Origin of the sequence: Mucilaginibacter robiniae (assembly GCF_012849215.1) — a bacterium.
GTDB classification, from domain to species: domain Bacteria; phylum Bacteroidota; class Bacteroidia; order Sphingobacteriales; family Sphingobacteriaceae; genus Mucilaginibacter; species Mucilaginibacter robiniae.
Genome location: NZ_CP051682.1, coordinates 2342437 through 2354631, shown reverse-complemented (window position 1 = coordinate 2354631; position 12195 = coordinate 2342437). Strand labels below are relative to the sequence as shown.

General features: G+C 43.2%; 15 protein-coding genes. 3 read left to right on the top strand and 12 right to left on the bottom strand.

The features are described 5' to 3' along the window. Positions 1–424 precede the first annotated feature (424 nt). From HH214_RS10550 to HH214_RS10505, 10 genes are all read right to left on the bottom strand, one after another. Complete coding sequence (locus tag HH214_RS10550; RefSeq protein ID WP_248282257.1) at positions 425–1129, bottom strand: PRTRC system ThiF family protein; 705 nt, start codon at positions 1127–1129, stop codon at positions 425–427. A gap of 94 nt (positions 1130–1223) precedes the next feature. Then, complete coding sequence (locus HH214_RS10545) at positions 1224–1943, bottom strand: PRTRC system protein B (RefSeq protein WP_169607490.1); 720 nt, start codon at positions 1941–1943, stop codon at positions 1224–1226. Beyond that, positions 1940–2761 (bottom strand): hypothetical protein, encoded by an 822-nt coding sequence (locus HH214_RS10540; RefSeq protein WP_169607488.1) that lies wholly within the window; start codon positions 2759–2761, stop codon positions 1940–1942. The genes HH214_RS10545 and HH214_RS10540 overlap by 4 nt, the downstream gene beginning before the upstream one ends. A gap of 155 nt (positions 2762–2916) precedes the next feature. Next, positions 2917–3090 (bottom strand): hypothetical protein, encoded by a 174-nt coding sequence (locus HH214_RS10535; RefSeq protein ID WP_169607486.1) that lies wholly within the window; start codon positions 3088–3090, stop codon positions 2917–2919. A gap of 2 nt (positions 3091–3092) precedes the next feature. Further along, entirely contained in the window at positions 3093–3311 is a 219-nt protein-coding gene (locus HH214_RS10530; protein WP_169607485.1) for a PRTRC system protein C, read from the bottom strand. An 11-nt stretch (positions 3312–3322) separates the two neighbouring features. Beyond that, positions 3323–3913, bottom strand: coding sequence for a prtrc system protein e (locus HH214_RS10525; RefSeq protein ID WP_169607483.1), 591 nt, complete (start codon positions 3911–3913; stop codon positions 3323–3325). Between the two features lie 25 nt (positions 3914–3938). Then, the gene (locus HH214_RS21950; protein ID WP_211166355.1) at positions 3939–4466 is read right to left on the bottom strand and encodes a hypothetical protein; all 528 of its coding nucleotides are present in this window, start codon (positions 4464–4466) and stop codon (positions 3939–3941) included. A gap of 44 nt (positions 4467–4510) precedes the next feature. Further along, the gene (locus HH214_RS10515; RefSeq protein ID WP_169607481.1) at positions 4511–5575 is read right to left on the bottom strand and encodes a DUF932 domain-containing protein; all 1065 of its coding nucleotides are present in this window, start codon (positions 5573–5575) and stop codon (positions 4511–4513) included. A 43-nt stretch (positions 5576–5618) separates the two neighbouring features. Next, entirely contained in the window at positions 5619–6008 is a 390-nt protein-coding gene (locus HH214_RS10510; protein WP_169607479.1) for a single-stranded DNA-binding protein, read from the bottom strand. A gap of 331 nt (positions 6009–6339) precedes the next feature. Further along, positions 6340–6510: a hypothetical protein gene (locus HH214_RS10505; protein ID WP_169607477.1), complete on the bottom strand. Its 171-nt coding sequence runs from the start codon at positions 6508–6510 to the stop codon at positions 6340–6342. Positions 6511–6550: 40 nt separating this feature from the next. Between HH214_RS10505 and HH214_RS10500 the strand changes: the two genes are divergently transcribed. Together HH214_RS10500 and HH214_RS10495 are read left to right on the top strand one after the other, a co-directional pair. After that, positions 6551–6760, top strand: a complete 210-nt coding sequence (locus tag HH214_RS10500) for a site-2 protease family protein (RefSeq protein ID WP_169607475.1) — start codon at positions 6551–6553, stop codon at positions 6758–6760. 280 nt (positions 6761–7040) lie between these two features. Further along, positions 7041–9896, top strand: a complete 2856-nt coding sequence (locus HH214_RS10495) for a lantibiotic dehydratase (RefSeq protein ID WP_169607473.1) — start codon at positions 7041–7043, stop codon at positions 9894–9896. On the opposite strand, the gene HH214_RS10490 is transcribed toward HH214_RS10495, so the two are convergent. Continuing rightward, positions 9844–10599 (bottom strand): sensor histidine kinase, encoded by a 756-nt coding sequence (locus HH214_RS10490; protein ID WP_169607471.1) that lies wholly within the window; start codon positions 10597–10599, stop codon positions 9844–9846. The genes HH214_RS10495 and HH214_RS10490 overlap by 53 nt on opposite strands. Positions 10600–11040: 441 nt before the next feature. Between HH214_RS10490 and HH214_RS10485 the strand changes: the two genes are divergently transcribed. After that, positions 11041–11193 (top strand): hypothetical protein, encoded by a 153-nt coding sequence (locus tag HH214_RS10485; protein WP_169607469.1) that lies wholly within the window; start codon positions 11041–11043, stop codon positions 11191–11193. A gap of 20 nt (positions 11194–11213) precedes the next feature. Here the strand turns inward: HH214_RS10485 and HH214_RS10480 are convergent, their stop codons facing one another. After that, complete coding sequence (locus tag HH214_RS10480; protein ID WP_169607467.1) at positions 11214–11957, bottom strand: LytR/AlgR family response regulator transcription factor; 744 nt, start codon at positions 11955–11957, stop codon at positions 11214–11216. Between the last annotated feature and the right edge of the window lie 238 nt (positions 11958–12195).

Below are 12195 nucleotides of genomic sequence, written 5' to 3'. Positions count from 1 at the left end.
AACCTTCCCCTTATCCGCATGTAGGGTGGTTAACCTTATCCCGAAAACATAAGTGCCTGAGTTTAGATTCAGCCGGATCCATTTTTTACCTTGACCATTCTTTATATAAGAACAAGCCTGTATTTCAAAAAAGCAAGCTGACCATAGGGGCGTGATTCTTTGAAAGTCAGGCACACCACCTGCCGCACGGCCTGTTGCGGATGCAAGGAGCAAGTGGCCGGGCGGCGCACTTATATTTTAGGTTTTCAGCAGCAATAATTTTAGGCACCAGTCTACCCAATAAGCCTGTCGTTTTTACCAGTAACAGCTACACCGAGTCGGCATAGCGGTAATGCTGGTAATCATCGGCCTGCAGTAAGGCCAGCGGCTAATCTTGATTTCAATAAGCTGCCCGTTCAGGTCGGTGATTTCCATACCGAATGATTTAAGCCACTTTGATAGGCTGTGCCCTGAAATCGTGTAGGTTCAGAAAGAACCCCCGGTGCAGCAAAATCCCTTCCCGGAACAATTGCCACAAAAGAGAGGCCCCCATGTTGGCTAAGGTGGAATTGATAAAAAGATCCTGTTTGGTCAGGGCTTCTGCGAGGGAGCAGCTTGGCGTATCGTCCGTGGCGTCCGCGGTTTCCAGTAAATCTTTAAAGGTCTCCGTCACAAAAGGCAGGTTACCCACCGGGGTGAACTTTTCCGAAGGGGGCTGTTTCAGGTTGCCGATGGTGGATAACAATACCTGACCGGTATCTTTGCTGTTGCCCAAGTCCATCCAATACAGCGGTTTGTTACAGTCATAGCCATAACCTGACCGGTACTGCGCTAAAATCGAACCCACCTCAAAACGTGCGGCGGCATGATCCACGCAGGTAATATACAGGTTGGCCTTGCCGTGGTCGGGCAGGTAGTGCAGCGTTTCGGTATCGTACCGCTTGGTAACCGCTTTCCAGTTCGTTCCGAAAAAGCGGTTAATCCGGTTGACCAGAGCGACACTTTTAGGTAAGCCTACCTCGGCTTCTGCAAACAACTGCCTGCCGAGGTTGGCAGGGCTTACCGTATCATCGTCATAAACGGTGACCATCAGGCCGGGATAGTCGAGACCAAGCATGGCCTGGTTCATCCGGGCAAGGCTGGTGAGCATCTGGCTACCCGTTCCCCCTGCGCCTATGAGGTTAACGGTAATCGGATAGGATTAACTAAATAACTATCGGTGAAATGTACGGCGGTTAAAGTATTCATCGGAGCAAGTTTTTGAGTTGGTATGGGGTTGGGTTCAGTACTTCGGTTGGGAATGGCTCTGCGTTGGCGGTCAGTTGTTGCCACAACTGCACGATATTCCCTTTGATGGGTTCATGGCCGCCGATCAGGTGGCTGAAATAGCTGTTGAAAAAGTACTCCTGCCACCGTTCCATAAATCGTTCCAAGCCACAATCGTTCGGGATGCGGATGCGCACGTTACCCATGCATACCCTGCCATCAGGATAGATGTTAAAGAACGGGGCATAAAAAAGCGGTGTAGTTTCTTCAAATTCCGCAGCATATACGGCAAATAGCTGCAGGCTGCCTTTCCCGGCTTTCCATACCAATGCGGGGATATGGGCCATTGCAGAAGGAATACCTAAATTTTCGGTAAACAATAGTTTAACGGGTTGGGGTGGCGTATGCCATATCACATAACCGTCCGCACCGCTGTTCAGGTGCAAAACGTTCGGGGGCATTAAGTCTTTAGGCGTTAAAAATCCCTGTGCTTTCTTTTCCCCCGCCTGCAAGGCTTTCGCCAAGCTGTTGCTTTCCCTGACGGATAAGGGATGCCCGTTGATGGGGCAACCTTTGTCGTCCATGTCGTAACTTTCGATATAATAATCGCTTTGTTGGCTTTCGCCTGTCTTGCGCAGGATAATTAAAGCCTTTACTGGCTCATATAAATTTCCGAATGTGCCGGTTAAATCTTTCATGGCTTACGGTATAAAAGGGTACATAAATCGTCTATCAACCTGAACGCCCGTTGCTCATAGGCTAATTCATTCATATAGGCGGGTTGGGCTTTGTTAAAAAAGGTAATGATTTCGGGTTCCTGATAACGGGCGCGCTCATTAAAATCATCGTTGACCATGTTTTTCAAACGTTCGCTTAGATTATCGTTCACGCTCCCGATAAAGGAAATATATTCCTGCATGCCTACGTCATGATCTTCGTAATCCTCTACTTCATAATCCTGCAAACTGGCATGCTGAAACAGGTTAGCGTTCGGAAAATCCTTTTCTAATTGCAGACAAGTTTGCGCAACTTTAAGGCATTCCTTTTCAAATGCACTCCCGGCTTTAAAATTGGTGATCAGGCTGTCCAGACTTTGACGAAAGCCCGTTTCCATCATTTTAGCCTGTATGAAATCACCCTGTATCTTCGCATTTTCAAGGTCTGCCTTTTCAAGGACGTATTCATCTTCCTCGCCATCGTCCCCATCATCGTTTATCCAGTCTTCCATGACCTCGTAATTGGCATACATATACGTGTCTTCGTCCCGATAATAACTGATACCAGCTCCGGCATAGAGGTAAGCGCAAACGGCGGTCAGCAGTTCGGCGCAGGGTACATGTGCTTCGTTTTGCCATAACTGGTAAATGGGCATGACAGGGATATAGTACAGGCAAAAATCCTCGTCGAACGTTTCTGCGATGGTCAGGCAGAGTTCGCTGTTCTCCTGCGCTGTAATGGTCAGGTGGCGGTACTTGTCTTTCACCCGCAGTTTGCAAAGCAATTCCCGTTCAGCCATCAGCACATTATAGGGATACGGCAGGGAACGAAAATCGGCCAGTTCCAACTGGTAATGATTCCCGAGGTAAGAACGGGATTTAAAAAAATCCCGTTCTGTGGTAGAACGATCCGGCAGGTCTGGGGCCGGTGCGTACATCGGTGTAAAGCGGTGCCTTAAAAAACCATCGGTAACAAATGCTGCGGTGCGGTGCGTGGCGGATTTTGCCGGACTTCCTGCGCATCGGGTAACCGGTCGAGGTCTTTGGCAAAGTGTGCGATTTGCTGATGTAGTTTCCATTGCAGTGGGTTTCGTTCCTGTATTAATCTGTCTTCGTTGTGCTTTTTCATGGTTAGCCTTTCGTGCCGATGGTCGATACAAATTCGTATTCCCTGAAATCGTTTTTGAACTCCGGGCCGACAATTTTGGCGGTGGTCAGGATGGCATAGAGGTTGGCGTAATGATTGCAAACCGCTTCGGGGCTGAAGTCCTCGTTCGGGTCGGTCAGGCGTATTTTTTGTCCGTTCTCGGTGTGGATAAAAACCCGTGGCAGTAATTTTGTCTGTATCATAGCGGTAAGGGTTAAGCGTTAAAGTTTAAAAGTGCTTTTTCGTAGAGGTTGGCCTGTTGTTCCAGATACTGGCGTTTCTTTTTCAACTCGTTTGCTTTGTTCGGATGGTCTTCGATGGCTGGCAGGATGCTCAGCGCTTCGGAAAATTTGAACTTTTTAATCCGTTCGGTTACCTGTTCCATTGCTTCCTCATAAATTTTCTTCTTTTCCTCTTTGCTGATTTTGGGTTCGGGCAGTTCTACATCGTCGGTTTTTTTCGTAGCGGTTGCGGTGGCTTGTGCCTTTTCCCGGTTCTTTTGATCCTGTTCCATTTTGGAGGCAGCTTGGGCTACCGTTACGCTTTTTAAATGGGCTTCCATATTGGTTTGCAGTCCTGCGCTTTTGAGGGTCGGTTCGGTTACCGTGTCAAAAAAGGCTTCGTCCAATTCTTCAGCGGTACCGGAAAGGGTCAGCGGCACAATGAGGTTGACGGCTTTATCCCCGCAGGCGGTATGAAATAATTGGGATACGATAAAATGGCCTTTGTCGTCGGTGGTAATGGCCAGTTTCCAAACCCCTTTCAGGTTCAGGCTAGCTATATTTTGAAAAAAGTTCGTTGTCATTTTTGAGAGTTCTTAAGGTGGATAATTACTGTTCGTCTTTTAGGATTAGGAGGGTGTTCCCTTTCCTATGGTAGAGGAAAGTACCGTTGGATAGCAGGCTCCTGCGGGTAAGTTCCGTAGCCTCGTCATTCCGTTTGAAGTCAGGCAAACTGTTTGCCCGTGCAATGAGTTCCTGATTGGTCAGGTGCTTAAATTTCCGTTTGGTATGTTTTTCAGCATCGCTTTTTATCTTTTTGAGATAAGAAAGGTAGCGGCCTGTCAGGTCTAAGCCCCTTTTAAATGTGCCCTTAGCGGCCATATAAATTTCCTCGTAAAGGGTAATGTTCTGAGCGGGTAAATTAATTTCATAACGATAGGTGGCGTTACTCCGCTGTTCCTGCATGGTGCAATGTTCCTGAAGGAGTGTTAATTCCGTTTCTGCATTTTTAAGGGATAGTAACGGTAATAAAAGCTGCTCTACGATGTAGCCCTGTTCAGGTGCGCTACTGCTGTCGGCAACACATTGCATACGTTCGCCGTTACTTAAAGTGATATGAAGATTTGAACGTGTCATATTGCGTTTTTTAAGAAAGGGGGATGGCTCCCCCTTTAGGATGATTAATTGAATTGCAGCAAATTATCGTTAAGGTGCCTGTAGAAATCCAGGCACAGGTCAAAGGCGGTTTGCGCTCTTTGTTTGGCTGTTCCTTCGGTGATGGATTTAAATTTGGCTTCACCGTCCTTGTAGTTCCGTACATTTTGAAAGTATCCGGTTACCGAGTTATAAGCCCCGAACAAAGTACCCGCAGTCGTTTTCATTTGCTGTGTCGGACTGCTCATAGCATATTCGTAAACCTTGTCTACCATGTTGGTGTAGGTAGTTGACAATTTATCGGTTTTTCCGGCCATCAGGTTATGGAATACCTCTTTATTGGGTACCATAGCGACTTGTATCAGTTTCTTCACCTCCTGATCCGTAATGCGGACGGTAGACCAATGGTTAAAGATTTCCTGCATTTCATTTGCCATGGTGTTACTGATACCCATCAGCGTATGCGCCTGTTTAAGCCGGTCGCCAGCAGATGCGGTATGACGGATTTTGATAGCGTTGGTATGGTTACGCATTGCAGCGTTAAGCGTATTGTTACACACAATTCTGACGGGGGTGAATGCTGCGGTAATGCTGCCGAAACCATCGTGAGAGGTGGTTAGAAACAGGTACTTTTCTATAAAATCGTCTTTGCCGACACGGATATAGCCGGGCAGCTTGGCGGTGATGAATATGCGTTCGCTTTTGCCTAATGCGCCTGCTGTTTCATACAGCATACCCTGGCCACCGCCGACTATCGCATCGAAAAACTCGAATGCGTTTACATTCTGTACAACCTCATAATCCTTACCGACTACCCCTAAAACCTGCTCGGTGTCGCTGCGGATGGTGGCAAAATAATTTGGTACGGCTATATCGGGAACGGCTTCTTCGTTGTTCCGGCAATCTGTGTTGCTGTCGATGGTAAATAAAGGGCGTTTTTCTACAGTGTAGTTCAAACCGGCGAATTGTATCGCCTCTGCGCTGGTGAGGTATTGTTCTACGATTTTGCCCAATCCATGCCAAGCGCGTTCTTTTACGCTGAAAAAGCTGTATTCCTGATGGGCTTCGTTGAAATTCAGGTGGTGTGCCATGTTTTTAAAATTTGTTGATGAATAAATAGGAGTGGGAATGGGATTAAAATGGCAGGTCGTCATCGTCCTGACTTGCGCCTGCGGTAACCGCTTTTTTTTCCTTGCCTCCGGCGGGCTCTGCGCTTTTAGCCATTGGGCTGAATAGCTTGATGGTGTCGCAGGTGCAAATCAGTCTTGACTGTAAACCTTTGGTTTGGCTTTCATAGGCCTGCGCTTCCACCCATCCTAAGATTTCCACAACGGCGCCTTTGGAGAGAAATTCCGCAAGGCCGGTATTGCGCCAGTAGGTGCAATCGACGAATACTGTTTTTTCCTTTTTTTCGCCCGCTTTATTCTTCCATTTCTCGTTAATGGCTACGGTGAAATTGATGAGTGATTTGTCGTTAACCGTTTTAACTTCTGCTTTTCCGGTCAGTCTTCCTGTGAATAACATGCTTTTGATTTTTTAATGAATAAATTTTTGTTGGTTGCTCTTCTCCCGTCCCAATGCCCTGGTGGATTATTTTTAAAAGAAAAAGGGAAAAAAGAAAGCAATAGGAAGTGCCGGAAAGCAGGCAAAAGGAAATGGAATAATTGGAGGGGACCCTTTGGGGAGGCAGCCGTTTATGCCGGACATCTTTTGCAAACCCAACAGTAAATCCGGCAAGATATTAGCTGCCCTTTTTACCCGTTTCGCCTAAAAATATTCGATGATTAAATAAGAAATACCCTTGGAGTCAAAGGCGATGACCAGGCTCGAAACGCCTAGCGAGTGTTGCCAGCACTTAGTCACAGATTTCCGCCGTTACACTACCAGTTACCATAGGAGGTTCTATTGCTGCTAGTGGCGAACGAACGCTAAATTTTACATCGGATAGCGGGAAAGCGTTCAGACAGATGCTATCCGGCGAAGTGCAGATGAAAGAGGCGCTAAACGGGTCTGTGAAAATCGCCACGATGTTTGGCGAGCACCTCGAATGGAGACGGTTTTGAAGTTTGATTGCCCTGCTATCTATCGGCATTGGTTTTATCAATATCCTACCCATCCCCGCATTGGATGGAGGGCAAGTGCTACTGGTGACCATTGAAGGGGTATGCGGCAAGCCAATTAAACCGGGAACCATGCAAACGCTACAGGTAACAGGTTTTGTAATCACGATAGGCATCCTGGCTGGAGGATACGGAAGCGTTGACCGTTTGGCTTAAAAAGGAGTGACCATATCTTCCGCAATACTTTGACCATCTTAACTACTTGAGTCTAATGTTAGTATTTAGCATTGTTTATTAGCTGAAGTAAACAAGAGAAGTGTGCATTGGTTATCCTAGTGAAATTGTTACCTAATTTCGGTGGTAGCTGATCGCAGTTTCCCTTTCAATTCGATTATAAATAAATTCTTCATCATTGTAACACTTAAATCCGGTGTTCTGTCCTTAAACTTTCTGTTTTAGCAGTTAGCAAATTTGCTTTGCGTATTTCGTAGAGCGTATGAAACCACCCAATCAATTGAATATTTATCCGCAAGTCATCTGCCGGACACCAATTTTTTCCATCCAAGCAGTAATGCCTGAAAAATTTCCTTTACTTAAAGAGTTAATTCGCGATGCCTCGCCAGACTTACATCAGCTCTTCTGTGATTTAGATTACAATTCTTTAAGTAGGAGTCGATCCAAAATTAGTTTTTCCTTATGGAAATACTTTAATAGAGCCAAGTTCAGAGCAACTCCGTTCGGGCGTTTTGCAGCAGTCACGTTGATTACACTACAGACGGCACAGCTGCAAGAAGCTGCTATATACCTGCAGGATGCGCTTACACCGATTATTTTTCATGATTGGGATTTCGGTTTAATCTGCAATGAGTCTATATCTTCTTTAATAAATAAGTCTAAATATTTCATCGTAAATCATACTACGTATAAGGCTGGAAATAACTGGCGATGTGTTGCTTATGTTGATTCTCACTATCAAATCAATTGTATATCACGTTTTGAAGAAATGGATTATATCATTCAATTAACAAATAAATGTGTTTCCAAAATTGATTTGTTGAAAGCAGTGTGCTATAAATTTAATTTAAGTACAGGATCTGTACTAAACCTTATTATGCAGTTAGTCGATATTCAGCTGCTTTGGTGTGATGCGATGATGAACATTACTGGTGAGGATTTCTTCATTAGGACTAAGCAGGAACTGACCGGAAGTAGTAAATATATTATTTCAACACGCGCATGCCACAGTGGCGGATACTTCAATCCTCAAATCAACAAGGTTACTGAACTGGTACATTTTCTCAATCAACATCTTCCATATTCAGCCAGTAAAAATTTACAGAACTTTAAGCATGCATTTCAAAAAAAGTTCGATCGCAGAGCTGTTCCACTTTCAATAGCATTAGATCCGGAATTGGGTTTACCATATGCAGGACGCGCTGTCGTCATAAACGATACCCAGCAGCAGTTAATGGATCAAGTTTTTACCTTCTGTAATCAAGATTCGTCCACTCAATTACTGCTAAATCCTCTGTTAAAATTTATTTTGAACTCCATTACATTAGGGGAAAAAATCACCCGTTTGGAAAATTTACCTACATCCAAAACGATGACTGTGCCGTCCCTGCCCAATACATTTAACCTGCTTTACCACGAATATAAACAGCAGCCGGTCTTACATCATTTCGGAGGATGTTCCGCCAATGTACTACTAGGAAGATTTACTATTGCGGATGACGGCTTGGAAGCTTTGGGCAAAGAAATTGCTCAGATAGAACAACGAGCCAATCCCGATACTTTGTTCTTTGATGTAAGTTACCATGCAGAAAAACATGTAGATAATATCAATCGTCGAAAGCAACTTTATTCCTATGAACTCCCGCTATCCGGATGGTCACCAGGCGAATTAAAACTTCAACTGAAAGACATTGATGTGTTTTTAGACGGCGAGGAGCTTGTTTTGTACTCGAAAGTGCTCCAGAAACGCCTGATACCACGCATACCAACTGCTTACAATTCTAACCGTGCGGAGCTGAACATTTATCGTTTCCTATCAGATGTGCAAAGTCAGTCACTTCGGACCGACCTTAATTTACGAGTTCAGGACTATCTACCCGGCCTTGATCATTATAGCAGAATCGTTTATAAAGAATTTATCTTAAGTCCTGAAACTTGGCGGATATCCGACGAAATTTTAAAGAAGCTTGGTTCAGGAGGAGATGATATCGCAAAGGAAACTTTAAAAGGCTGGCTTGATGCCATTGGTATCAACACCTACTTCAAGGTGGGCCTCACAGATCAAACGCTGACTTTTGATCCAACTCAGGAAGATGACTTATTTGCTTTTGTTAATTATTGCAGGCAGCAACAGAAGACTGCCATCTATATTACGGAAGCACTGATTGACTCAAATACCACAGTTAAGAATGAATACGGTGAAGATTTATCGGCTGAAATATCGTTAACCCTTTATCATCACGAAAAGATCTATGAGGCATGTAGTCCTCCAATGGTGCTTTATGCTGATCAGAAAGCCGCTTTACGAAATATCTATCCGGGTAACGATTGGCTGTACTTCGAAATCTATATGCATCCATCCAGAATGAATCAAGTACTGACAAGTAACATCAAGAGATTTTTGCAGGTCAATAAAAAGCTGATTAAACTCTGGTTCTTCGTTCGTTATGATGATGGCGGCCCACATCTGAGATTAAGACTTCAACTACGGGATGTACAACAAGCATACCATGTGATCAGCCAATTAAACCAAACACTCAAACAGGAATTAAATCTTGGAATAATTTCAGATGTACAGTTAAAGACCTACTCACGGGAGTTGGAACGGTATCATCCATCTCGTATACATCTGGCAGAAGCCATCTTCTATCAAGACAGTAAATATGTATTAACATTGCTGAACGGTAAACCCACAACCACCTATTTATATCATTATACTTTACAAATCATGCTTTCCCTTTTAGAAACCAGTTTCGATGATGAAGCTCATAAACTTAGCTTTGTTATGAACGTAGCTGCAAATTTTAGTAAGGAGTTTGATTTTACTGGCACGAGTTTTAAAGTAATCAATCAAGCGTACAAGCAATTCCGTTCTGACTACCCTTTTGCAAAATGTGACCATGGGCAACTTCCGAAAAAGTATATGTCGGCTTTTAGAACCTATATTAAAACAACAGATTCAGCTGAAACTGTAGCTTTTGTTGCCGACGCTTTTCACATGCATATTAACCGGGTTTTTACCCAAGACCAGCGTAAGCATGAGGCTATTCTTTATCAATATCTGGTCAAGGATATGAAAACTTACCAATATCATTCAAGGAAGACAGGGCAACCCTGATTTTCACATTAAAATATACACCATCAATACTTCCATGCTCAAAATGGAAATTATTCGGATATGCCGTGGCAAGCCTCTTTTGCATATTCAGTAGCCCGGTATTGGACTTCACTGACGCCACCATGGTATTCACCAGATTATGAGTTTCAATGACCAGGAATTGTTGGTCAATAGCGATCCGTATGTGAGCCTGCTGATGCTCTTTGGTCAGGTTTCCGTGTTTGAAAATGTTTTCTGTGAGTGTAAGTACAATTAGCGGTATAAAAAATAAATCCTCGGCAGCTTGGGCAACATCTAAACGAATATGAAGTTGCTGCCGGACCTGATGCAGGTAGATCAAATTCTCAACTTGTTCTACTTCATCTCCTAAACGTATCAATCCACCAATCTTATCCGCATTAATGGCAAACCGCATCATACCGGCTAATGAGCTAACGGCATCTGCTAATTCTGGTGCAATCTTTAACAAGCTATGATAGAAGTAGTCTAGGGTATTAAAGAAAAAATGCGGATTGATCTGAGCCATCAGAAAAGCATTTTGTGCTCTCATAGCTTCTTCTTCGGCTATTTTCCTCTGTATGATTTCGTTCAGCCGATCTCGCTCCAATTGTTCAGATTTTTCTCGTTCGCTCAAGTAATTTCTCAGGTAGAAGTACCCCGTTGAAAATCCCAAAAACAGCAATCCTCTATAAATTGTCTTCATTGTATAAATCAAAGTAGGTCGAAATGAACGGGGCTGAAGATTGATTTTAATGTAGCTTAAGCCTGTATCCACACAATAAGAGAGAAAAATCAAGACAACAATTTCAGTAATGATCACTAACGGAAGCTGCCATAGATAATAGTTTTTGAATTTCGTTGTCCACGGGAGTATCAATAATGCATGCAAGTAAAATAGAAAGATAAGCAGCACATAGTGCCCCAAATAGGTTAATGGGTGTCCAAAGGAACCTACCGATATACCAATGATGAAGGTTTCTAAAACGATATATAATCCCCAAATTAGGATATGCGTCCTGTAGGTAAGAAACCATTTTTTGAGTTGTCCTGTCACTTATTTCTCCTTTTCTAAATCATAAACAAACCATTTTATCCTATGCATTCCGTTAGAGATTGCAAACCTGCTATTTTTAAAGAAAAAATCATGAAACGTAAAACCTTTAAAATCACCCGGTCCACCCTGTGCACCTTTGCCAACCCTGTTTCCGGTCCAAAACCGAGTATGGAAACTGATCCAACTACTAGCGTAGTGACCACTACAGCTACAGGAGTTTTTACAGTGAGGGTGCAAAGGTAGAGCATGGAGCGGGTGACGATCTATTTGTTACCCGTTCTTAATATCTTCTCCGCTAAAAATTGAGCAAATTCCTTTCGATAATAATCGCCAACAGTAACTTGAAGACTATTGGACATCTTTATCGTGTTGCCATAAATATAATCGATATGTCGCTTACCGATGATAAAACTTCGTTGAAACTGTCCAAACCCAGCATAGGGTTTGAGAGATTTTGAAATCTCATTGAGCGACATATGCGTTAATACATTTCCTGCAGTTGTGTGAATCAATACATAATTTTGTTTACTTTCAACCGCAACGATGTCAACGATTCGAATTTTGACTAATTTAAGGTTATCGTTTGAGTTTTTAACAAGGACAAAGTCTTCGACGTCCATAAGCTGCCCCGGCGAGTGAGTCGATGAGTTAGGAAATAGTTTCATCACAGTCGCTGCAAATTTGGAAAAAGAATAAGGTTTAAGCAGATAGGCATCTACATTCGCTTCATAGGCTTCGTATGCAAATTTCTTGTAAGCTGTAGTAAAAATAAGTTTTTGCGTCTTCCCTCGGAGCTGTTGCGATAACTCTATTCCAGATATGTATGGCATTTTTATATCCATTAATATCAAATCGACCTTTTGATTTCCGGATAGATCTGCAAGAGCATCTAACGGATTAAGATAGGCTTTTTTAAGCGTAAGGGTAGGTAAGTTGTTAACGTAACCTGTTAACCAATCGATTGCGAAAGATTCATCGTCAATAATAATACAAGAGTAAGTGTTCATACCTTAAGAATGTGTTTATATTTTGGTACTAAACTTAAGAATGGAAACTCCATGTGTGACTTGGCCTTGAACTCCTTTTAACCGAATAGACTACAAAAAGTACTTTTACATACAGAAATAAAACTGTTTCAAAAAAGGTGGCAAATTGTAGATTTATACTGCTAATTTGCTGTGCACTGTAGGCCAGCTACAGAATTGTAAATATTCCATTTGATAGCTGAAGTGCGTGGATGAAGTG

Coding starts and splice junctions, on each gene's coding strand:
- HH214_RS10550 (WP_248282257.1), bottom strand. CDS start 1,129: ATGCTCACCAGCCTTGCCCGGATGAACCAGGCCATGCTTGGTCTCGAC.
- HH214_RS10545 (WP_169607490.1), bottom strand. CDS start 1,943: ATGAAAGATTTAACCGGCACATTCGGAAATTTATATGAGCCAGTAAAG.
- HH214_RS10540 (WP_169607488.1), bottom strand. CDS start 2,761: ATGGCTGAACGGGAATTGCTTTGCAAACTGCGGGTGAAAGACAAGTAC.
- HH214_RS10535 (WP_169607486.1), bottom strand. CDS start 3,090: ATGAAAAAGCACAACGAAGACAGATTAATACAGGAACGAAACCCACTG.
- HH214_RS10530 (WP_169607485.1), bottom strand. CDS start 3,311: ATGATACAGACAAAATTACTGCCACGGGTTTTTATCCACACCGAGAAC.
- HH214_RS10525 (WP_169607483.1), bottom strand. CDS start 3,913: ATGACAACGAACTTTTTTCAAAATATAGCTAGCCTGAACCTGAAAGGG.
- HH214_RS21950 (WP_211166355.1), bottom strand. CDS start 4,466: ATGACACGTTCAAATCTTCATATCACTTTAAGTAACGGCGAACGTATG.
- HH214_RS10515 (WP_169607481.1), bottom strand. CDS start 5,575: ATGGCACACCACCTGAATTTCAACGAAGCCCATCAGGAATACAGCTTT.
- HH214_RS10510 (WP_169607479.1), bottom strand. CDS start 6,008: ATGTTATTCACAGGAAGACTGACCGGAAAAGCAGAAGTTAAAACGGTT.
- HH214_RS10495 (WP_169607473.1), top strand. CDS start 7,041: ATGAAACCACCCAATCAATTGAATATTTATCCGCAAGTCATCTGCCGG.
- HH214_RS10490 (WP_169607471.1), bottom strand. CDS start 10,599: ATGAAGACAATTTATAGAGGATTGCTGTTTTTGGGATTTTCAACGGGG.
- HH214_RS10485 (WP_169607469.1), top strand. CDS start 11,041: ATGAAACGTAAAACCTTTAAAATCACCCGGTCCACCCTGTGCACCTTT.
- HH214_RS10480 (WP_169607467.1), bottom strand. CDS start 11,957: ATGAACACTTACTCTTGTATTATTATTGACGATGAATCTTTCGCAATC.